Here is a 22,263-nt window from a genome sequence, read left to right on the forward strand (position 1 = left end):
GTGTACCCGCACTTGGGCACACGTAAATTCGATAGTGTGACTAAAAGCGATTTGCCTAGGGTGTTTCCTGTATAAATGCTCTGTATTTAGAGCGCTTTACCTATTAAGGCTCCATCAAAATTTGGGTATTGCTGATCTGTTGTCGCTGTAGCAGTGCCAACACATTCATCAAGGGTTGAACGGGTGCTGTTTTATCGGCAGCGACCACGACGTTTACTTCCGGATCAGTGCCAAAAATCTTGATGAACTCGGCTTCAAAATCATCAAAGTTTTGAAAAGTGGTGCCATCAATCGCCCAGTGTGGTTCGGTGGTGAGGATGTTTATTGCTATATGTTTGTCGTGAGACAAGGCGCTTAAGTCAGCATCAGCTTCAGTTGGCACATCCACAGGTAAGCTCAGCAGCTGCGTGTTGGCGGTTAACAGCAAAAACACCAATACAATAAAAATTATGTCAATGAGTGGAGTTAGATCTAATCCTTGCAAAGCGCTGCTTTGCTCGTTATCACTTGTGATCATCAGCTAGCTCCATTTGGCACTTGGCAGCTTGCTTCTTTGCAAGTTGCCGCTTTACTACAGAGCTGCGCAGCAGAATCGCTACCTATACTTAAGGCTTGATCAAAGCCTTCTAACCACAGGTTTAACAGATTAAGCGCATGGGCCAACTTATTGCATCGTCTCTCAGCCCAGAGTGTAAACAGATGTGCCATAGTGATAGCGGGGACGGCAATAATTAGACCAGCTGCGGTGGTATTCATCGCAAGGCCTAGTCCAGAAGCTAATTCAGAAGGGGTTACAGGTCCGTCGGAAAGCCCGAGTTGATTAAACATTTCGATTAAGCCAAGCACAGTGCCTAGCAGACCTAGCAATGGGGTGATAATACCAATGATTTGCAAGATCTTAAGGCCTGATAGTAAACGGCCTTTTTGTTTTACTAGCCACAAGCTGACAATCTCTTCGCGCATCTCGCGACTTTGATCACTATGGCTTAATAACAGTGCTGTGCCTTTGGCAAGCATACTGCGTCCTTGGCTAATTTGTGTCGTGAGTTGTTGGCGCTGCTCTGGTGTCGCACTGCGTGCTTGTTGCCGTAGTTGAGCTAGCCAACCGTCTCTTTTAGGCAGTTCGTACAACATTAACGCTAAGCGTTCGAGAATGATCATCAGTGCCAAAAATGCGCAGATGAATAGCGGCCAAGTGAGGTAACCTAGCTGCTCTGACAGTTGGTGATACAGGGGCTGGGAAGCTGACTGCGCTGCCGATTGAGATAAAGATTGAGACATGTAATTTTCCTATACGATTATCTTTGTATCGCGTCGTGTTAGTTGGTTAATTCGCGTCGTCCCTAAAACGCTTGTTTAAAATCTTCAGCATTAGCCTATTGAAGCTATGCTCCTCTCTCTCCTAGAGAGAGGTCATTAACGATCATCTAGTGGCTTAGCACCATTTCATCGATTGCTTTAAGTTGATATTGAGTTAATTCAGCTGAAACTTAACCGGTACCCGCACTGTATAGGCGTAGGCTGTTTGCGGCGTGGGAGCTGAAAACTGCCATTTTTCTACGGCATTGAGTGCCGCTTTATCTAGCAGTCGATAACCTGAACTGTCGACTAGTGTTAGTGATAATTGTTCGCCTACCTGATTGAACATAACCTCGATGGTTGCTGTTCCTTGGAGCCCACGTTTACGGGCCTTCTTAGGGTAGTGAGGCTGTGCTGGTGGCGCGGCAAACGTTGGCTGACTTAACTCTACAGACTGCTGCGTGATGCCTTGCTTGCCACTTACTTGGCTTTGATTATGAGCCACTTGTTCAATGCTATTGTCCTGCGCTACTTCTTTGATAGCCTCAACTTTCTCTGGTTGTTTTTTCGCTACAGCTTGCGGCTTGGCGACAGACTTTGTTTCTGCAGTGGTTTTTTTGCGGACCTCAGTCGTTTTGGGCTTTGTGTTTACCGCTGGCGTGGGGGCGACAGGTTTGGTCTTAACTATTTTCGGCGCTTGCTTTACAGGTGCGACTTCCTTTACTGGCTCAGGTTCAGCAGCGGCACTCGCAGGTGCTTGGCTTGCTTGCATAGCAATAGATAGATTCATGGCCTGATTAGAGCCCATGGCTGAGCCTGAATTAAGTTGCAAAGCTGGGGAGCTGTTTTGTGAGGCGAGCACACCACCTTGGATTAACAGCGTGATGCAACCAAAAGCAAAGTATCGTTTAGGGGTCATGAGCGATTGTCTTCGTTAAAATCAGTGCTACTGCGATACACCTTATAAAATACATATGCTTAGATAAGCTTTACAAAACTTACAATTTACATATTTTACAGAAGGTTATGTTCAACAGTTTTAGTTAATGACAATAAGATATACGAATCTTAACAAGATCGCAAATGATAATGATTTTCATTTGATCTATGTTTTTTTCTCAGGTAAAGTGCCAAAAATAATAGAACGGGTGTCCGATTCTGCGCAATTAAAGGACTAAATGAGTGTTGTCGCTGCCCCATAAACTTACCTTGAGGATTGAAACATGACCAAGAAGCCGCTCGTAATTGCGATGGCAATGGCTTTTAGCTCCAGCGTATACGCACAAGATACCCAAAAAGTCACCGAATTCGATGAAGTTGTTGTTTCTGCCACTCGCGTTGCTGAAAAAGTGTCTGAAACCAGCCGCAGTGTTGCAGTTGTGAATGAAGAGCAGTTACAAGAGTTCCAGCCAGCGTCTGTTGCACAAGCGCTTAAAAACGAAGCTAACGTGAACGTATCAAATGGCCCTAGAGCTTCATCACAAGGGGTTGAAATTCGTGGTTTAGGTGGTCAACGCGTTTTACAAACGATTGATGGTGCACGTCAAAATACTAATTCTGGCCACCGAGGGACCTATTTTATAGATCCTGAACTTTTGAGCTCTGTTGAAGTCCTACGTGGCCCAGCAAGTAGCCTTTGGGGAAGTGGTGCTATTGGTGGTGTTGTTGCCCAAAACACCAAGTCTGCGAGTGACTTTCTTGAAGATGAAGACACGTTCGGCGGTTATATAAAGCAAGGTTTCGAAAGCAATGGCGATCGCATTAAAACCAGTGGTGCAATCTACGGATTATCTGAAACCGCGAACACAGGCAAGGTCGATTGGCTGATAAATGGTAGTTATTACGACAGTAATAATATTAAAGTGGGTAACGACAAAACCCTTGAAAATAGTGCTTCTGAAGGCACAAGTGGCTTAGCCAAGTTTGGTTGGGAGCCGACAGACGAGCAGCGCTTACAGCTTTCTGCAAGATTTTCAAAAATCGATGAATTAGTTCCGAGTAATCCTACCACTGAAGTTGGCAGTTCTGTACCACTGGTGAAGCGTAAAACAAACGATCAAAACGTCACCTTAGATTATAGCTTCAACCCTGAAGCGAATCCGTTGCTCGATGTTAATGCCACACTGTATTGGAATGGCACTGATTACGATGAAGATCGTGTCACTAAAAATCAAGTCGATAGCACTGAATATAACACTCTTGGCTTTAGCATTAATAACAGTTCTAAGTTTGCTAACACCATACTGACATACGGTGTAGATGGATACCAAGATACGATTAAAACAGTGCGTGATGACAGTGGTCAAGCTGGGCAAAGGCCGGATGATATTGACGGTGAAACTGCAGTTTGGGGAGCATTCACCCGTGCTGATATTAGCCTGTCTGATAACTGGAAAGTTGATGCTGCCGTGCGTTATGACGCATTTAAAAACACCAGTAACAACTTAAACCAAGAATCAGATGATAGTGCATTTTCACCCTCCTTAGGCTTGGTATGGACGGCAACTGATTGGTTAACCTTGAGTGCACGATATGATCAAGCGTTCCGCGCACCAAGCATTGAAGAGATGTATTCAACCGGTACTCATTACTGCATCCCACCGATCCCTGGCTTCTTGCCTGGTGGACTTTGTAATACGTTTGAAATCAACCCTGATTTACAAGCTGAAAAGGCGCAAAACAAAGAGATAAAAGCGGATCTTCGCTTTAGCGAACTCGCCGGTGACGACGAATTAGCAATGACGCTAAGCGTATTTAGAAATGATGTTGATGATTTTATCGAGCAATCGGTATCTGATCCGCTGATGGGAATTCCTGGTTTTGAACAAACCACCTCTTGGAATAACGTTGATGAAGCCAAACTAACAGGTTTTGAATTCAGTACTCGCTACCGTTATGAGCAAACTCGCCTGAGCTTGAATTATGGTCAAACAGAGGGCAAAGACAAAACCGAAGGCGATTACCTGACTAACATCCCAGCTAAAAAATTGGGTATCGACCTGTCACAAGCCATTATGGAAGGTGATATGAAGTTCGGTACTCGTTTCACTTACGTCGCTGAGCAAGATCAGTTACCTGAGGATTACGCTAATCAGTATGACTCATACAAACTTTGGGATGTCTATGTTGCATGGGAACCTGCAATGGGCACATTCGAAGGCTTAAGAGTCGACTTTGCAGTTGAAAACATCGGTGATGAGGAATATCGCCAAGCGTGGCAAACCCTGTATGAACAGGGAAGGAACTTTAAATTGTCTGCGCGTTATAGCTTCTAACTAAGCTATCGAATAAGGCCAAGTCACCAACAATAGGTGACTTGGCCTTTTGTTGTTTTTCTAATTGGAGATATTCCATGCCAACTACAGTAGAAACCATCCGTCAGCATTTGATTGATAATCCAAGTGCAATGCCTAGTCAAATAGCAGCAGAGCTCAATGTGTCAGAGTTTGAAGTGGTGTCAGTATTGCCTACCGAGCAACTGGCGTTACTTCCCGTCTCTGAAAAAGATGCCTTGCTAACGTCTCTGCCTGAGTGGGGCAATATGACCACGATAGTGTCAGCTTCAGGAAGTATTTTTGAGTTTAAGGGTTCGTTTCCTAAAGGGAAGTATGCCCACGGTTATTACAATCTCATCACCAAGGGTGATGGTTTGCATGGTCACTTAAAGCTAGATGATATTAGCGCCATTGCCTTAATCAGCAAACCGTTTCGCGGTACTGAAAGTCACTCAATTAACTTCTTTGGCCCCGCAGGTGAAGTGGTATTTAAAGTGTATTTAGGTCGCGACAAAAAACGAGTATTACTGCCAGAGCAAGTCGCTCGCTTTAAGGCAATAAAAGCTGAGCTACAGGCTGCTACTGTTTAAAGCTATACACAATATCTTAGCGGAACAAACCTAATAGCCACAGCTCGAAAAGCCGAAGCACTGGCTACAAATTAAAATAAGAGAATAGCGCAATGACGACTGAAAAAGAGCAAAGATTACGAGACAAACTACTGCCAGAGATTGAAGAGTTTAAGCATGCTCGTTCAACTCTGCAGCTTGCAACACAAGACGCTAGTGGTATTCCAAACGCAAGCTATGCACCATTCGCATTGGCCGATGATGGCTTTTACATTTTAGTCAGTGAGCTTGCTCGTCACGGCACTAACCTAAAAGCCTCAAATATCTTGTCTGTGATGCTGGTTGAAGACGAAAATGAATCCAAGAGTGTTTTCGCCCGTAAGCGCTTAACCTTTGATGCCACTGCTGAATTGGTCGAGCGTGATAGTGAAACTTTTATAAAAGGGGTGGCGGCACTCTCTGGCCGCTTTGGTGAGATGATTGATAACCTCGCCAGTCTAACCGATTTCAACCTGTTCAAGCTTAACCCCCATCAAGGGCTCTATGTTAAAGGCTTTGGTCAGGCATTTAGCCTATCAGGAGCGGAACTGCTTGATGTCGATTGGAAACGCGATGGTCATCATGGCACACCAAAGGCGGAGCTTGCTGACACGGCAACATCTTAATCCCAATCATGTAGCAGCTTAAACAAATCAAGCTGTTTGCACTCTTTCACACAATCATTACCCGCTACTCAGCGGGTTTTGTTATTCTAATCTTGTTTACATTCAAATTTAGGACACTGCATTGAGCCAACAAGCATCCTCTGTCTCCACTGGAACCTCTGAGACAACCGCGCCCCATAAGGCGCCGCTAGAAACTGCCAGCGTCACATCTTCGGTTAGTCGCCGCGCTGTTTTACCATGGATTGGTGCTTTTTTGAAACCTTATCGAGGGCGAGTCATCGCTGCGATTATCTTCCTATTTATCGGCTCTTTAGCCTGGCTTTCACTCGGGCAAGGTGTCCGTTTGATGGTTGACGAGGGTTTTTTGCAAGACAATAGTTCACGACTTAATGAAATCATTTTGTTGGTGATCGGGATTACGGCATTAAGCAGTAGCGCAATATTTTGCCGCTTCTATCTGATGACTTGGCTAGGCGAGCGTGTAAGTGCCGATATTCGGCTTAAAGTTTATGACCACCTATTAAAGTTATCGCCCGGTTTTTACGCCAAACTTAGAACAGGTGAAGTGATCTCACGCTTTACTGCTGACTCAACATTGCTGCAGTCAGTGGTAGGACAAAGTTTGTCTATGGCACTGAGAGCTAGCGTAACTGTGATTGGCGGCATCGTCATGATGGCTATCACCAGCCTTAAAATGACTGGACTGGTGTTATTGGCGGTACCTATGGTGCTGGGGCCAATCTTCTTTTTTGGCCGTAAGGTGCGTGATTTATCTCGTAAAAGCCAAGACAAAGTCGGTGACTTGGGCGCTTATGTCGATGAAACCTTGCATGAGATCCACACTGTACAAGCTTATTCCCATGAAGATAGAGACCGCGCGCTGTTTGGTGAGCGTGTTGAATCTGTAATGGACGCTGCCAAAGGGCGTATCAAGTATCGCTCTATCCTTATTTCGCTAGTGATGTTTTTAAGTATTTTAGCTATAGCATTAGTCACTTGGGTGGGAGCCCATGATGTAATGAACGGCAGTATCACCGGTGGTGAACTATCCGCCTTTATGTTTTATGCGGTGATGGTGGCAGGTTCAGTAGCAACAATCAGTGAGGTGATTGGCGAAATACAACGAGCTGCTGGTGCTACTGAGAGGTTGATCGAGCTAGTTGAAACGCCGATAGATATTCCCACTGTTGCGGAGCCATTGTCTTTACCTGAGGTGGTTAAAGGTGAACTGGCGTTAAAACAGGTGCGATTCGCTTACAGTAATATCCGTGAAGGCGGCATAGAAGAGCAGGGCGAAGATGAGGTGATCCGTGGGCTTGATATTCACATTAACCCAGCAGAGCGGGTAGCCCTTGTAGGTGCCAGCGGAGCGGGTAAAAGTACATTATTTGAATTACTGCAGCGCTTTTATGTGCTTAACAGCGGCAGCATTGAGCTAGACGGTGTTGATATCTCAAAGCTGTGTCCGCAAATCCTCAGGCAGCAATATGCATTAGTGCCACAAGAGTCGGTTATTTTTGCAACCAGTGTGCTCGAAAATGTCCGCTATGGCCGCCTTGATGCAACCGAGGCTGAGGTGAAGCAAGCTTGCATTGCAGCCCGAGCCGATGAGTTTATTACTGAATTTAGCGATGGTTACCACACCTACCTCGGTGAACGAGGCGTGCGTTTATCAGGCGGACAAAAGCAGCGAATCGCCATTGCGCGAGCGATATTAGCAGATAGGCCAATCTTATTGCTTGACGAAGCAACCAGTGCGCTGGACGCAATCAGTGAGCAAAAGGTTAAGCAAGCGCTTGATAGTTTGATGGTAAACAAAACAACGTTAATCATTGCGCATCGCCTATCAACAGTCATTAATGCCGACAGGATCTTAGTGTTAGATAAAGGCCTGTTGGTTGCTAGTGGCACCCATAATGAGTTAATGCAAAGCAGTGAGCTGTATCGAGAATTTGCCAGTTTACAGCTATTGACTGAAGACCTTACCGCGCCAACGAGTTAACCGTGTCATTGTATGGTTTATAAAGGGCGAGTTATCTCGCCCTTTTTTTACTTTGAAAACCAAGTCGCAGGTTAACATTAAACATATTAAGATAAATTTGCGGCCATAGTGAACTATATTCTGGTCGTTAACGTACTGAATCAATGTTGTTTACTACCACTCTCTTGAGGGCTTATCTATGCGATTTTGCTTAGTGTTATCGATGTTGTTTTTGTCAGCTTGTACTAGTCTACCAAAAGGCATAGAGCCGGTTGATGATTTTGAGCTAACTAAGTACCTCGGCACTTGGTATGAGATCGCAAGACTCGACCATAGCTTTGAGCGGGGCATGACGCAAGTGACTGCTAATTACGAGATGCGTGAAGATGGTGGCGTTAAAGTGACTAATCGCGGTTTTAAAACCGACGAGCAAATGTGGGATAGCGCCGATGGTAAAGCTTTCTTTGTTGACGGGACCAACATTGGCCACTTAAAGGTATCTTTCTTTGGACCATTTTATGGCTCTTATGTGGTCTATGAACTGGATAAAGAGGGTTATCAGTACGCTTTTATCACCAGTTACAACCGCGATTACCTGTGGTTTTTATCTAGAACGCCAGAGGTAAATGAGGAGCTTAAACAGCAGTTTATCAAGCAAGCTAAAGAGTTAGGGTTTGCGATGGATGAGATTATTTGGGTTAGTCAGTCGTAGGTTGCCTAACACTATAGGCCTATAGTGACGAACAGCGCGGTGCTTTGTTCATTATTGTAAAAAGAGCCAAGCCAAAGGCGGCGGAGCGCTTGCTCTTTTTAATTGTAAATCGCAAATACCGATAGCGTGCACTTTGGCAAACGATTGTAGATGCGACTGAGAACCGTGCTTATTTAGCAACCACTAAAGTCTGTTTCTATGATTGCTGGAGTAGTGAGGCTAGCCGCTCGAAAGTATTTTACTCTACACCGCTCTGGTGTTGGCGCTGAAGAGTAGTCGAATACGGCTGGTGAAGCACTATCGTCATAGGTAATGTCAGTGTCGCTATCTAACTCTATCAAACTGTTTACTGCGAGTGCTTTATCACTGGTAGAGCCATCGCCATAGATCACAAAGTCAGGGTAACCATAACGTAAGCCATAGTGTTTCCCGCTAATGATCAAGCTGTCACTAGAGCCCATTTTGTTTGATATTAATGCTTTTGCATGTGCCATCTTAACAGCGTCGCTCAAACTTCCTTTGAGAGACTGCATGACTGACTTTCTAGCATCGCTGCCCAAGTCGATAAACTTAGGCGCTGCTGTTACGGCTAAAATACCTAAAATTATAATAACGACAACCAGTTCAATCAGTGTAAAGCCATTCTTTTTCATGATTAATTTATTCCTATTGCTCTGGCTAATACAGGAATGTATATTTTTTAGTTAGCATTCAATGCAGCAGTATTTAGCGGTGTTGAATATGAGTCAACATAATTAGAATGCTTGTCGATGAAAATTATTCAGCTAAATAGTCTACGGACTAAATACTGTAATTTTTTCTTACTTTACATTCATTCTAATGTGAAAAATTAGAGGTAATTCTAATAGTCGGGTTTTAACTAATTTAATCTGGATGGTTGAATTAGTTACATGCTGATTGAAGGTAGGTCTATGAAAGTTGAGTCATTTGGGCTTTCTTCGAACGGCCTTAGAATCTCTTAGGTAACCAAAAAGGTGGAGTGTCTTCTTATTAGTAGAATATAAGGGAGCGGTGGACTCCCTTATAGTATCTTCAAGCAGAAACTACTTACGCAGCTCTCTACGCAAAATTTTACCTACGGTTGATTTAGGCAGGGCGTCAACAAAGCTGATGATCTTAGGGACTTTGTATGCCGTGAGCTGTTCACGGCAGTAGCTGTCGATCATTGTCTTTGCTTGCTGGTGTTCCATATTGTTGTCACTGAGCACGATAACCGCTTTTACTGCTTCGCCGCTGCGCTCATCTTCGACACCGATGACGGCGCATTCGAGTACAGCTTCATGGTTTGATAGCACATCTTCGACTTCATTAGGGTAAACGTTAAAGCCTGAGACGATGATCATATCCTTTTTCCGGTCGACAATTTTGTGGTAACCGTCATCTGTAGCTAAGGCAATATCGCCGGTTTTAAAGTAGCCATCACTGGTCATCACCTTGGCGGTCTCATCAGGATTATTCCAGTAACCTAACATCACTTGCGGGCCAAAGACGGCAAGTTCGCCTGTTTCACCGATAGGCACTTCTTTATCATCCATGTCGAGGATCTTTACATGGGTACCAAGTACTGGTTTTCCTATGGTGCCGAGTTGTTCAAGCCCTGGCGCATTGAGTGAAACTACTGGAGAGGTTTCTGATAATCCATAACCTTCAGAGATGGTGCAACCTGTGGTTTGCTGCCAAATATTGGCGGCGGCTTGTGTAAGTGCTGTGCCGCCTGAGATGGTGACTTTTAGGTGACTAAAATCCAATGCTTTAAACTCAGGTTGATGGCAGAGGCCAACAAATAGCGTGTTGAGTCCGGCAAAACCGGTGAATGGATATTGCGCTAGTGTAGAGATTAATCCTGAAATATCACGAGGATTGGGAATCAATACTGAGCAGCCGCCACGTTCATAATAAAGCACCAAATTCACCATGAAAGCGTAGATGTGATACACGGGGAGCGGGGCGACAAATATCTCTTCCCCTTCCACTAAACGATCGCCTAAGCGGGACTTTATCTGCATCGCATTGGCAAGTAGATTGCCATGGGTCAGCATCGCGCCTTTGGATAGACCCGTGGTGCCACCTGTATATTGCAGCGCGGCGATTTGCCCTGGAACACTAATCACTGGCGCGTAGTTGAGCTTTTCGCCTGCCGCAAGCACATCACAAAAAGGTACGGTTGCAAATGGCACTTCTGGTTGTGACTGTGGTGCAATTAAGTCCATCGCATGGGTTGAGATAACTGTTTCTATGTCCGTGTTAGCGACCACTTCGGTTAGCGTTGGTAGTAAGTCCGATAACACGACTAAGGCTTTTGCGCCTGAGTCATTGAACTGGTGGATAAGTTCACGTTGGGTGTAGAGTGGGTTAGTGTTAACTAACACCATGCCAGCTTTGATAGCGCCATATGCGGCAATCACAAATTGGGTAATGTTAGGCAGTTGAATCGCGACTCTGTCACCTTGTACTAGATTGGTCTCTTGCTGCAGATAAGCAGCAAATTGACGTGAGTAGTGGTTAATTTCGTTGAAGGTTGTCTCGTGGCCTAAGCAGGAGTATGCGGCTTTATCACCGTATCTAGCACTAGCAAGTTCTATCAGATCATTAAGCGATGCATAGCGTGAAAGGTCTAGTGTCGAGTCTGAATCATATGCCATGGAGATACCTTAGTTAGCCAGTTTCTAATTATTATGGATTAGTAAAAATCAAACAGGTGTTTAGATTAGTGCGAATATCCCTCCAAGGTCAATGGTCAGCGGTGAAATAAATTGTTTCAGCAAAAATCAAACTAAAGAGAAGTATCGCATTGTTAGATTTAGACTTTTTACTCTACTTGGTGGCGGAGGCTATATAAATGAAAGGTAATGCAAATCGTGCATTACCTTTCATTGTTTGAAGTGAAAACTGGAGTTTAAATTGGGCTAAAGAAGCTGGAGTTTTGCGTTACCTGACTATGGCTGTGTTGCTCGGCGACCACAAAGGTAATTTCATTGCGGCTTTTATCAAGCGCGTTTAGATCGGCTGACACCGTTACTGGGTAATCCAGCTGCTCGCCTGCCTCAATTAATACTCGTGATTTGCCCGCCAGTTGGTAGCTGTTATTACCCGATACGTATATTTGATAGTGACGTGCCTGCTGAGTTTTATTGCGGATCTTTAAGGTAAAACTATTCTCGATAGCATCGCTGAGCGTTTCACGGTAAAGGGTTTGTCGATCGCGAATAACATTAAGCTCAATGGCTGAACGGTTACTGATATCAAAACCAATCACAGTCAACATGATCAATGCGGCGATGCCATAGCCTAGGAATTTATAAGACTCGTAAAAAGGCACGGCTTTATCGACTAGCTCATTTTCGCTGGCGTAGCTGATGAGGTTAGTTTTATAACCGAACTTCTCCATGGTTTGATTACACGCATCGACGCAAGCACCACAGTTGATGCATTCGTACTGTAGGCCGTTACGAATATCAATGCCAGTAGGGCAAACATCCACACACAAGTTACAGTCTACGCAGTCGCCTAAATCAGTTTCTTGTTTGCGTTTGCGTGGGCCACGGCTTTCGCCACGGGCGGCATCATAGGTAACTGTCTTGGTATTAGCATCAAACATCACTGATTGAAAGCGTGCGTAAGGGCAGCAATGTAGGCACATCTGTTCGCGCATCCAACCTGCATTCAAGTAGGTACAAATCGCAAAAAACCATACCCAGGTGGCGACCCAAAAGCTGGCTTCGAAAGTCAAAATGTCTAAATACAATTCTCGGGCAGGAATAAAGTAAGCGATAAAGCCACAGCCGGTAAGTAGAGCAATAACGCCCCAAGCTAAGTGTTTGCTGATGCGCTTGCTCGCCTTTTGTGCGCTCATCGGCGCCTTGTCTAGGGCTAAACGTTTGTTGCTACTGCCTTCTATGCGCTCTTCAATCCAAACGAACATAAATGTCCAAGCGGTTTGTGGGCATAAGTATCCACACCAGACTCTGCCCCAAAATACCGTGGCAAAAAACAGTAGGAAAGCGGCAGCAATAAATACCCAAGCGAGAATGGTAAAGTCTTGCGGCCATAAAGTGGTGCCAAAAAAGATAAACTGCTGCTCACTAATATTGAACAAAATAGCTTGCCGGCCTTGATAGGAGATAAAGGGCAGTAGGAAAAATAGCGCTACTAGAAGGCTATTCATTCCGGTTCTAATGCGTTGAAAGTATCCCTTTTGCTGGCGAATATGGATCTTGCCACTGGTTTGGCTGTCGATCTGTTTAATAGGAATACGCTGATTTTTTAGCGGGCTGCTCTTAGCCACGTTGCTGTTTTCTACTGCACTGCTGTTACTATTGCTATTTAACATTGGCTTCTCTATAGACACTGACATTGTTCACTCAGGAGCTATATAGCAAGCATTAGGCCATATTTTAAGTTATTGATTATATTGTTATTAGTTCAATTTGCCATCTGATTCTATCACGACATATCGATAAGTGACGATATGTCGTGAGCTTTCGAGTCATTAAATGGGACGGCTAATACCCAACTTGCTCATTCGAGATCGCAAAGTGCTAGGTGGCATACCGAGTATTGCCGCCGCCCCTGTTGTACCAGAGATCCGCCATTGGTTCTGCTTTAATATCTTTAGTATGTGGGCTTTTTCTATTTCAGCTAATGTTTGCTTAGCCCCGGTGCCGCTTGACGTTTGCATGTGTGGTTCTGCGGCTAACTGGCCAAACTCTAGTATGGGGCCATTTGATAAAATCATTTCTCTTTCAAGGACATTTTGCAGTTCACGCACATTGCCAGGCCAGCTGTGTTTGATGAGCTTTTGCATGCCGCGTTGGCTCACTTTACTGATCTTCTTACCGAGCTTTTTATTAAGCTCTAGGATTAAGTGGCTGACAAGTTCTGGAATATCAGATAATCGATTACGCAATGGCGGTACTATGATTGGAAAGACATTCAGGCGGTAGTATAGATCCATTCTAAATAACCCCTGTTCAACCCGTTTGAGTAGGTCATGGTGAGTCGCAGTAATCAACCTAATATCCACCTTTATCGTTTGGCTGCTGCCTACTCGCTCGAACTCTTGCTCTTGAATAACGCGCAGTAACTTTGACTGGGCTTCAAGGGTTAGCTCTGCTACTTCATCGAGAAACAGCGTGCCATTGTTAGCCAATTCAAATCGTCCCTTGCGGCGACTTGTCGCTCCAGTATAAGCGCCTTTTTCATGGCCAAACAGTTCACTCTCTAACAGCGCCGCTGAGAATGCGGCGCAGTTAACACTCACTAACGGTTTGTCGGCGCGGTTACTTAAGCGGTGTAGGTTACGCGCAACCAACTCTTTACCAGTGCCGTTTTCTCCACTAATGAGTACGGTGCTCTCTGTGTTTGCCACCAGTTTTATCTGTTGGATTAACTGAGATATTTGATTGCTGCTACCTGATATTCCTACATCCCCAGTTCTGTCGGCAAGCTCAAGTTGCAGGTATTGATTTTCGAAAGATAACTTTTCTGATAAGGCCTGAACCTGTTCTAATGCTTGTCGCAAAGACTGTTCCGTTTGCTTTTGAATACTAATGTCACGAAATATCGCGACTACGCCCATCATTACGCCATCTTTATAGACGGCGGTTGAGGTGTAATGTACTGGAAAACTAGAGCCATCTTTACGCCAGAATACTTCGTGGCTTATTTCGCGGGCAACACCATCTTTAAGCGTGCTGTAGATGGGGCAGTCCTCCTTGGGGTAGTGGCTGCCATCGTTGTGGCTATGGTGATGGCAGTCATGAATATTTTTGCCTAATAACTCTTGAGTTTGCCAGCCTGTCATTTTTTCAGCGGCAGGATTAATGAACACCGCATTGCCTTCGAGATCAAAGCCATAAATGCCTTCACTAACTGCATTCAGTATCAATTGGTTTTCTGGCAGAAAGTCTGCGTGTGTGGTTTTTTGTTGCAGATTGATAGCTGTCATGGTCTTCCTATCGCGATATAAGGTGAGCAATCCAGCATAAGTATACGCTAAAGAGTCAAGTCACGACATAACGTGACTATATTAATCGAGGTAAGTGTAAGATTATTGTCTAAGTGAATATTTGCTGGTGACTTGTTTTTATTAGTGATGAAAAGATAATTGAACAGGGCAGGTAAGCATATATTAAGTTAAAATGGTACTTGTTGAGTCTTTACTGAGTTTTGAGCCTGATTATGGAATACGATTTTTTGCGCAATACAATAACCGGTACTGCATTTGCGCGGTTTAGTATGGATCATGAAGCGTTAGGTTTTTGGTTGTCTGAAGAGCTAGGTGATAATGCCGAAAAACATGTTGATATTTGTCAGCATATTGAAAAATTACAAGCTAGCCAACTAAGTGACTGGCGTCTCGTTGGGAAGGCACTCTCTATTGAGTTAGATCGTGAGCAGGCTAGGATCTTTGCAAATAATATCGCCGAAGGTGACTGTGATGATGTTGAAATGGATGAGTCGATGTCATTTTATGATGGTGAGTCAGAAGCTTTTTGCGGACTAGAAGATTTTTACGATGTATTGATTAATTGGCGGAAATTTTTAGATGAACGCTAATGATGTAATTTATGTCAGTTAAGCACTAAAGAAAAGGCAGCCTAGGCTGCCTTTTATTATTTAGTTTTGAGTAGATAACTACTGGTTAAGGTATCTAACTGCCATCTCTGTACGAGATTTTGCGTTTGCTTTACGCAGTAAGTTCTTTACATGCACCTTGACGGTACCTTCACTAATATGCAGTTGCTCAGCAACGACGCGGTTGCTTTGGCCCTCTGCGAGGTGTTGCAGAATTTCTAGCTCTCTTGGCGTTAGGTTTTCAATCCATTCCTGTTCGTTGACAGAGCTATTTAGCTCTGACAAATACTCTTTCACATTATCGCTAATAATGCGGTGTCCAAGCATAGCATTTTTAAGCATGTCGAGCAGTAGATCTGGCTCGGTATCCTTTAGCAGATAACCATCAGCGCCCGCTCTTACAAGCCTAATCACATCTTGCTTAGCATCGGAAACGGTCAAAATGACAATACGCGAGGTGACCCCTTCTTGCCGCAATGCATTGAGCGTATCTAAGCCTGTCATCCCTTTCATATTCAAATCGAGTAGTACGATATCAGGTTCATTTTCAGCAACTGCTGAAAGTGCATCTAGGCCACTTCCTGCTTCACCGAACAGAGTAAAATCTGAATCTGAAGTAATAAGCTGACAGATCCCACGACGTAAAAGTGGATGATCGTCAATAACGAGTACTGAATAAGGCTTACCCATTTAAAGGCCTCCTGCTGAGGTAAATTTGTAATTCGTTAAAATATGCATCTGCTATGCCTTATGAGCCTGTTCTATAAGCTAATAGTTTTATACAGGTTCTTGTTGAGGCGGGAAAGTTAAGGACACTGTGGCGCCACCTTCCACATTTTGATTAAATTCTACCACACCTGAAAGGCGACTGGCGCGCTCATGCATGATCCCTAAGCCAAAATGTTGGTCTCTCTCTTTGAGCTTTTCGATACCTACGCCATCATCACTGATATCGATAATCACTTTTTCGTCACTGATCTTCTGACAACTAATATGAATATGCTTCGCTTTAGCATGCTTTACTGCATTAAGCGTTGCTTCTCGAGTGAGTTGAAGGATATGAATATGCTGATGTGCGCCGAGCAATTGTACCGGAAGCTTATAGTCTAAGGTTATTTCGGCATCAGTTTGGCCACGAAGTTGTTCGATCATAGCTTCTATAGCATGGCCTAGGTTGGGGTCTTTAATGGTTAGTCTAAAGGTTGATAATAACTCCCTAAGCTGAACATAGGCGGTATTTACCCCTTCATTTATTTCTTGTAACTGTTCTGCTGCTCGGGGGCTCTTAGAGGTTTTGTCTAACTCTTTGGACAGTAGGTTAACTTGGATTTTTAAAAATGACAGTAACTGGCCCAATGAATCATGCAACTCACGAGCAATGACGCCTCGCTCCTCCATCAATGCTAATTGTTGTCTTTGCTCTCCAGCATTATGGATAACCATAGAGCGCGCAAGCATAATGGCAAAGTTACTATAAAGTGCGGTTGAGAAGGGTTGCTTTGAGTTCACCTCTAAATAGCCTAGGTTGCTCTGCTCGAACTGCAGCGCAAACTTTTGTGTGCTTTTAACATCACGCGGCCACTCCCCTTGTGCGTCGATGATATATTGCACCTGTTCATCCTCGACTATCACTAGCCTCAAGTTGATATCGGGATTATGGCTCTGCAACTGATTTATTGCATCGGTTAGTGTACTTATGTCTAATTTACTTGAATGTAACATCACCACATTATCGTAGAGTAATTTCAATTCGTTGTTAGCACGGGTGAGGGCAATCGTTTTCTCTTGAACTTGAGACTCGAGTCCCTGATATACACTGGCAAGCTTTTTAATTGTGGTATCGAGAGCGCTGCTTAATGCACTCAATTCGATATACTCTGTTTTAGGCATGACTACATTAAAATTACCTTGTGAAATTGTATCTGCAGCCTGCATCAATTGTTGCAAAGGCTTAACAACTTTGCGTTTGGCTATTCTGACGGTGACAAAGGCAATGAGTAACATTATAGCCAAACCGGTTATTTGACTAATGGCGAGCATTTTTAGTTTAAAGGCGGCGTGTTGCTCTGTCTCTAGTACAAATAGATCAATGGTGTCGACAAAGTCTTTTAGCGCTGCCGCGTATAGCCGAGAGTTTTCGGACTCGATGTAATAGCGCATAATTTGCCATTTATCGATGACGGCTAAGTATTTGTCTTTAAGATCTTGGGGGGTGTACCAAGTTAGCGATGCTCTAAGTGCTTGAGAGTTTAGTGTATTTTCAAACTCCGCAATTTTATCTGAGGCGGATTCACTACCAGAGTTTGCATAAAACATGAGTCGGTAACTCTGCATACGAAGTGAACCAGATGCATTAATTGCTCTAGCATCGCCCAAGCTATATGAGAGATTTACAATAGCAAAAATGGCAAGACCACTAGAGAGTAATATCAGCGTCAACATGAATCCCCATATTGCCGATGTAAGTCTGCCTTTTTTCATTCAAAAACTCTCAATTATTGGATTTATGTGCTATTCGTTTATAGCGGTTCTACATTAGTGGTTGATTGAATACATTAACAAAAACATAAAAGTGTGAGCAACAACACGTTCACATGTTGATCTAACGCAAGTTTTACATTGGATACCCCCTAAGGGGTATGTTTTTGTATTAAATAAGAGTCTAACTTCAACCTTGCAATAGGTGGGGCTATAAAGATTATAAAGTAATATGGAGATGAGATGGTGAGAACATTAACTAAAAAGACTTTTGCACTTAGTGCAATGGTTGTTGCTAGCTTACTAGCTGGTAGCACATTCGCAAGTGATAAAACTGAACCTCGTAACGAAGTTTACAAGAACAAGTTCAAGAATCAATATGAGACTTGGCATGACACTTCAGAAAGCAAAGAAATTGTAGATATGCTTGAAGAAGTACCTAGCCTAGTTGTTCTTTGGGCAGGTTATGGTTTTGCTAAAGACTATAACGCTCCTCGTGGTCACATGTACGCAGTTACAGACGTACGTAATACGCTTCGTACTGGCGCACCGACTTCAGCTGAAGATGGTCCAATGCCAATGGCATGTTGGTCTTGTAAGAGCCCAGACGTACCTCGTATGATCGAAGAGCAAGGTGAAGATGGTTACTTCACTGGCAAGTGGGCTAAAGGCGGCCCTGAAATCGTTAACGCTCTTGGCTGTGGCGATTGTCACGTAAAAGGCTCTTCTAAGCTACGTATCTCTCGTCCATTCGCTGAACGCGCAATGGAAACACTTGGCACTCCATTTGATAAAGCGTCTAAGAAAGACAAGCAGTCAATGGTTTGTGGTCAGTGTCACGTAGAGTACTACTTCGAGAAGACTAAAGATAAGAAAGGCTTTGTTAAATTCCCTTGGGATATGGGCACCACTGTTGAACAGATGGAAGCTTACTATGACAACATGGAATTCTCTGACTGGACTCACGCTGTTTCTAAAACGCCAATGCTTAAAGCACAGCATCCAGGCTATGAAACTTGGCAGTTAGGTGTTCACGGTAAGAACAACGTAAGTTGTACTGACTGTCACATGCCTAAAGTTAAGAGTGACAAAGGCCGTAAATTTACTGATCACAAAGTGGGTAACCCATTCGATCGCTTTGAAGAAACTTGTGCAACTTGTCACGAGCAAAGCAAAGAGTTCATGGTTAACCTAACTGAAGAGCGTAAGCATAAAGTTGCTGACCTTAAAGAGCGTGCTGAAACTCAGCTAGTTAAAGCTCACTTCGAAGCAAAAGCTGCTTGGGATGCGGGTGCTACTGAAGCTGAAATGAAGCCTATCCTTATGGATATCCGTCATTCACAATGGCGCTGGGACTACGCAACTGCATCACACGGTGTTGCTGCTCACGCTGCTGATGAAGCTCTTCGTGTACTAGGTACTGCGGTAGATAAAGCTGCTGACGCACGCATCAAGCTTGCTCAACTACTTGCTGCTAAAGGCGTTAAGCAACCAATTGCTTACCCAGACACTTCTACCAAAGCTAAAGCTCAAGCAGCTCTAGGTATGGATATGAAGAAGATGAATGCTGATAAAGCTGAATTCAAGAAAACGATGTTACCTAAGTGGGATGCAGAAGCTGAAAAGCGTGAAGCGACTTACAAGTAACAGCTAATATATAGCTAAGTTTTCTCTGCATAGCTCTATTGTAAAAAAGCCCTCATTATGAGGGCTTTTTTTATGCGTCAAAAATTGTTTAGCCTTCTGTTAAACACCGCTATTTAATTAACGCTAATAATGCTTTAAAGCGCTCGCCTATTGCTTCATGCTGCAATTCGAATAGCAATGACTCTACATTTGTTTTTAGCGCGCCATGTTCCTGCATCATCTCTATACCTAACTGTTTATTCTCAGGTGTTCTCGAAGACATAGCATCGACGATTAAGTGTGTAGGGTAAGCATTGTCGAGAAGGTCCATACAGGTCTGATAGACACAAACATGAGTTTCTATCCCTGCTACCAATATATGTTTCTGTCCCATAGCGGAAAGCTTTGCTCTAAATTTAGGGCATTGCCAGCCACTAAAGTGCTGCTTTGCAATTGGCTCTGTGGTTCGTATCAACTCTGTGGCGAGTACGTCAGTTGTCGCACCAAGCTTATCCGGAAGTTGCTCTAGCCATAAAATAGGTATGTCGAATAACTGTACCCCTTTTATCAATATGGTCAGTTTTTGGTGTAGTGCTTCACTTTGATGCATCACTCGTGCGAGTTGCCCTTGCACGTCCACAACAACTAATACGCAATCTTCAGGTTTCAACATTCAAGGTCCTTGGTACTTGTGGATTATTTGCACTAGTACAACCCAAATCTGTGTCGCAGCCAATAGGCGATAAGTCTAAGCCGTAATGACTGTGCCTTATGGCAGTGCAGTCGCTGCATAAATGCACTCGATTGGTGCATTTAAATTCCTTCTAACATGAGTGTTATTCTCTATCTATATGTTTTTAATCGCTTTGTAATTTTGGCCTAATGCTTGAATTGTCTTTATCAGAATTAAAAATAGTCTTCAGGGAGATAGCCATGAAATTGGTCAGTGCCATTATTAAGCCGTTTAAGTTAGATGATGTAAGAGAAGCTATCGCCAATGTTGGTATTGAGGGGATGACCGTTACTGAAGTTAAAGGCTTTGGTCGTCAAAAAGGCCATACAGAGCTTTATCGAGGTGCTGAGTATCAAGTTGATTTTCTGCCAAAAGTAAAACTCGAAATAGCAACCAAAGCGGAAAATGTAGAAATGCTAGTGGAAGCGATTACCGGAGCTGCTAGAACAGGCAAGATTGGTGATGGCAAAATTTTTGTTACCAACTTAGAGCAAGCAACCAGGATAAGAACTGGCGAACTCGATAACGAAGCACTTTAAAGGGGTAGGGAAATGGACGATTTAACTAAACTTGGATTAACGGTAACAGAGCTACGTTTCGCTCTGGATACTTTTTATTTTTTGATCTCCGGTGCGCTAGTGATGTGGATGGCGGCAGGTTTTGCCATGTTAGAAGCGGGACTTGTTCGCTCAAAAAACACCACTGAGATTTTAACTAAGAACGTCTGCTTATATTCAATTGCATGTGTAATGTATCTAATCGTTGGTTACAACATTATGTATGTAGATAATGGGGAGGGTGGATGGTTACCCTCATTTGGTTCTCTGATTGGTTCACAAGCGGATGGTGCAGATCATGCGCTTGAGTCGGATTTCTTCTTCCAAGTGGTATTTGTGGCAACTGCCATGTCGATCGTATCTGGTGCTGTGGCTGAACGTATGAAGCTATGGGCATTCTTGGCATTTTCAGTGTTTATGACTGCAGTTATCTACCCTGTTGAAGGCTACTGGACTTGGGGCGGCGGCTTCTTATCTGAAGCTGGTTTTGTTGATTTTGCTGGAAGTGGCATTGTGCATATGGCTGGTGCTGCAGCGGCTATTTCGGGAGTATTGTTACTTGGTGCTCGAAAAGGTAAGTATGGTGCAAACGGGCAGGTGAATCCGATCCCAGGCTCCAACTTGCCTATGGCAACCTTAGGTATGTTTATTTTGTGGATGGGTTGGTTTGGCTTTAATGGTGGTTCACAGTTATTGCTATCGGACGCTGAGAATGCAAGTGCTGTGGCAAAGATATTTGTTAATACCAACTCTGCTGCGGCGTTTGGTGCGATATCGGCCTTAATAGTATGTCGACTCATTTGGGGGAAAGCTGACTTAACAATGATCTTAAATGGAGCTTTGGCTGGATTAGTGGCAATTACGGCGGATCCATTATCGCCGTCGCTAGCTATGGCTGGAGTTATCGGTATTGTTGCTGGCGGCGTGGTGGTGTTTTCGATTGTTGCCTTTGACCGAGTTAAAATTGATGATCCTGTAGGGGCTATCTCGGTACATGGTGTGGCAGGGCTATTAGGCTTAATGCTAGTACCGGTATCGAATGCCGATGCATCTTTTATCACTCAGCTTTATGGCGCAGCGGTGATATTTGCATGGGTGTTCCTTGCTTCTACTGTTGTTTGGCTTGGCCTTAAAGCAACAATGGGGATCCGTGTTACTGAAGAGGAAGAGTATAACGGCATGGATGCTTCAGACTGTGGTATCGATGCGTACCCGGAGTTTGTTTCGGTAAAAAGTGGCAGCTAACTATTCACTGAGATGAAAAAAGCAGAGCTTAGGCTCTGCTTTTTTATGGGGAAATGTTTTCTCTAAATATCCAGAATCAGTATCGCTACTAGAGATAGAAAGGGGAGGGGATAATATATGACCAATGGATTTGCACGAGTGTTAAGTATAGGATGGAGTTAACTTTATCTTAGGTATTACTTGGTGATAGATTAATGAAAAAAATCATAAATACCAGTTTACTATTGTTGTGCTTTAGTAGTTTTAGCGCAGCATCGGGTCAAGTGGTGGTGCGTAAATCCAGTGAACCATTTGATGCTTTTGCTGTACGTGATCAAGTGCTATTGGAGCATGAGTGGCAAGAGTCGCTTAGGTTTCAACGTCAGATTCAAATCCTACAAGCGTTGCCGTTAGGTTGTTTACCTGTTGCGGTACCCTATCGCTATTTCAGCTGCGGTTCTCAATTCTATCGGCCTTATAGCTATCAAGATAAACAGCTTTATATAGAGATAGATAAACCATCAGCAATAACGCCTTAATCTCTAGC

At 43.8% G+C, this 22,263-nt stretch carries 20 protein-coding genes; 10 read left to right on the forward strand and 10 right to left on the reverse strand.

The window, feature by feature from the left end; genetic code table 11:
• Window positions 1-103 precede the first annotated feature (103 nt).
• From L2730_RS02390 to L2730_RS02400, 3 genes are all read right to left on the reverse strand, one after another.
• Window positions 104-517 (reverse strand): ExbD/TolR family protein, encoded by a 414-nt coding sequence (locus L2730_RS02390; RefSeq protein ID WP_248973129.1) that lies wholly within the window; start codon window positions 515-517, stop codon window positions 104-106.
• Window positions 517-1,281 carry a MotA/TolQ/ExbB proton channel family protein gene (locus L2730_RS02395; RefSeq protein ID WP_248973130.1) on the reverse strand — a complete coding sequence of 255 codons (765 nt, stop codon included), beginning with the start codon at window positions 1,279-1,281 and terminating at the stop codon, window positions 517-519. The genes L2730_RS02390 and L2730_RS02395 overlap by 1 nt, the downstream gene beginning before the upstream one ends.
• 193 nt (window positions 1,282-1,474) lie before the next feature.
• Window positions 1,475-2,218, reverse strand: a complete 744-nt coding sequence (locus L2730_RS02400) for an energy transducer TonB (protein WP_248973131.1) — start codon at window positions 2,216-2,218, stop codon at window positions 1,475-1,477.
• A 304-nt stretch (window positions 2,219-2,522) separates the two neighbouring features.
• On the opposite strand from L2730_RS02400, the gene L2730_RS02405 reads away from it, so the two are divergent.
• The 5 genes from L2730_RS02405 (at window position 2,523) to L2730_RS02425 (ending at window position 8,501) form a co-directional block, all read left to right on the forward strand.
• Entirely contained in the window at window positions 2,523-4,574 is a 2,052-nt protein-coding gene (locus L2730_RS02405; protein WP_248973132.1) for a TonB-dependent hemoglobin/transferrin/lactoferrin family receptor, read from the forward strand.
• 77 nt (window positions 4,575-4,651) lie between these two features.
• Window positions 4,652-5,164, forward strand: coding sequence for a heme utilization cystosolic carrier protein HutX (hutX, locus tag L2730_RS02410; RefSeq protein ID WP_248973133.1), 513 nt, complete (start codon window positions 4,652-4,654; stop codon window positions 5,162-5,164).
• Window positions 5,165-5,256: 92 nt separating this feature from the next.
• Window positions 5,257-5,808: a heme utilization protein HutZ gene (gene hutZ, locus L2730_RS02415; protein WP_248973134.1), complete on the forward strand. Its 552-nt coding sequence runs from the start codon at window positions 5,257-5,259 to the stop codon at window positions 5,806-5,808.
• A gap of 121 nt (window positions 5,809-5,929) precedes the next feature.
• The gene (locus L2730_RS02420; protein ID WP_248973135.1) at window positions 5,930-7,810 is read left to right on the forward strand and encodes an ABC transporter transmembrane domain-containing protein; all 1,881 of its coding nucleotides are present in this window, start codon (window positions 5,930-5,932) and stop codon (window positions 7,808-7,810) included.
• A 178-nt stretch (window positions 7,811-7,988) separates the two neighbouring features.
• Window positions 7,989-8,501 carry a lipocalin family protein gene (locus L2730_RS02425; RefSeq protein ID WP_248973136.1) on the forward strand — a complete coding sequence of 171 codons (513 nt, stop codon included), beginning with the start codon at window positions 7,989-7,991 and terminating at the stop codon, window positions 8,499-8,501.
• A 173-nt stretch (window positions 8,502-8,674) separates the two neighbouring features.
• Here L2730_RS02425 and L2730_RS21930 read toward each other — a convergent pair whose 3' ends face one another.
• The 4 genes from L2730_RS21930 to L2730_RS02445 all read right to left on the reverse strand — a co-directional run bounded on the left by L2730_RS21930 (window position 8,675) and on the right by L2730_RS02445 (window position 14,469).
• The gene (locus tag L2730_RS21930; protein WP_283105616.1) at window positions 8,675-9,154 is read right to left on the reverse strand and encodes a type II secretion system protein; all 480 of its coding nucleotides are present in this window, start codon (window positions 9,152-9,154) and stop codon (window positions 8,675-8,677) included.
• Between the two features lie 411 nt (window positions 9,155-9,565).
• Window positions 9,566-11,164 carry an AMP-binding protein gene (locus L2730_RS02435; protein ID WP_248973137.1) on the reverse strand — a complete coding sequence of 533 codons (1,599 nt, stop codon included), beginning with the start codon at window positions 11,162-11,164 and terminating at the stop codon, window positions 9,566-9,568.
• Between the two features lie 254 nt (window positions 11,165-11,418).
• Window positions 11,419-12,852, reverse strand: a complete 1,434-nt coding sequence (ccoG, locus tag L2730_RS02440; RefSeq protein WP_248973138.1) for a cytochrome c oxidase accessory protein CcoG — start codon at window positions 12,850-12,852, stop codon at window positions 11,419-11,421.
• 159 nt (window positions 12,853-13,011) lie between these two features.
• Window positions 13,012-14,469: a sigma-54 interaction domain-containing protein gene (locus tag L2730_RS02445; RefSeq protein ID WP_248973139.1), complete on the reverse strand. Its 1,458-nt coding sequence runs from the start codon at window positions 14,467-14,469 to the stop codon at window positions 13,012-13,014.
• 233 nt (window positions 14,470-14,702) lie between these two features.
• Between L2730_RS02445 and L2730_RS02450 the strand changes: the two genes are divergently transcribed.
• The gene (locus L2730_RS02450) at window positions 14,703-15,080 is read left to right on the forward strand and encodes a YacL family protein (protein ID WP_248973140.1); all 378 of its coding nucleotides are present in this window, start codon (window positions 14,703-14,705) and stop codon (window positions 15,078-15,080) included.
• 78 nt (window positions 15,081-15,158) lie between these two features.
• On the opposite strand, the gene L2730_RS02455 is transcribed toward L2730_RS02450, so the two are convergent.
• Both L2730_RS02455 and narQ read right to left on the reverse strand, forming a co-directional pair.
• Window positions 15,159-15,788: a response regulator gene (locus tag L2730_RS02455; RefSeq protein WP_020913972.1), complete on the reverse strand. Its 630-nt coding sequence runs from the start codon at window positions 15,786-15,788 to the stop codon at window positions 15,159-15,161.
• An 87-nt stretch (window positions 15,789-15,875) separates the two neighbouring features.
• Window positions 15,876-17,579 carry a nitrate/nitrite two-component system sensor histidine kinase NarQ gene (gene narQ / locus L2730_RS02460; RefSeq protein WP_248973141.1) on the reverse strand — a complete coding sequence of 568 codons (1,704 nt, stop codon included), beginning with the start codon at window positions 17,577-17,579 and terminating at the stop codon, window positions 15,876-15,878.
• 240 nt (window positions 17,580-17,819) lie between these two features.
• Here narQ and nrfA point away from each other — a divergent pair, with 240 nt between their 5' ends.
• Window positions 17,820-19,223 (forward strand): ammonia-forming nitrite reductase cytochrome c552 subunit, encoded by a 1,404-nt coding sequence (gene nrfA, locus L2730_RS02465; protein WP_248973142.1) that lies wholly within the window; start codon window positions 17,820-17,822, stop codon window positions 19,221-19,223.
• A gap of 109 nt (window positions 19,224-19,332) precedes the next feature.
• Here nrfA and L2730_RS02470 read toward each other — a convergent pair whose 3' ends face one another.
• Entirely contained in the window at window positions 19,333-19,875 is a 543-nt protein-coding gene (locus L2730_RS02470) for an isochorismatase family protein (RefSeq protein WP_020913968.1), read from the reverse strand.
• A gap of 260 nt (window positions 19,876-20,135) precedes the next feature.
• Between L2730_RS02470 and L2730_RS02475 the strand changes: the two genes are divergently transcribed.
• From L2730_RS02475 to L2730_RS02485, 3 genes are all read left to right on the forward strand, one after another.
• Window positions 20,136-20,474 (forward strand): P-II family nitrogen regulator, encoded by a 339-nt coding sequence (locus L2730_RS02475; protein WP_248973143.1) that lies wholly within the window; start codon window positions 20,136-20,138, stop codon window positions 20,472-20,474.
• 12 nt (window positions 20,475-20,486) lie between these two features.
• On the forward strand, window positions 20,487-21,737 hold the full coding sequence (locus L2730_RS02480) for an ammonium transporter (RefSeq protein WP_248973144.1): 1,251 nt from the start codon (window positions 20,487-20,489) through the stop codon (window positions 21,735-21,737).
• A gap of 194 nt (window positions 21,738-21,931) precedes the next feature.
• The gene (locus L2730_RS02485; protein WP_248973145.1) at window positions 21,932-22,255 is read left to right on the forward strand and encodes a hypothetical protein; all 324 of its coding nucleotides are present in this window, start codon (window positions 21,932-21,934) and stop codon (window positions 22,253-22,255) included.
• Window positions 22,256-22,263 lie beyond the last annotated feature (8 nt).

This window comes from Shewanella kaireitica, assembly GCF_023284045.1.
Classification (GTDB): Bacteria; Pseudomonadota; Gammaproteobacteria; order Enterobacterales; family Shewanellaceae; genus Shewanella; species Shewanella kaireitica.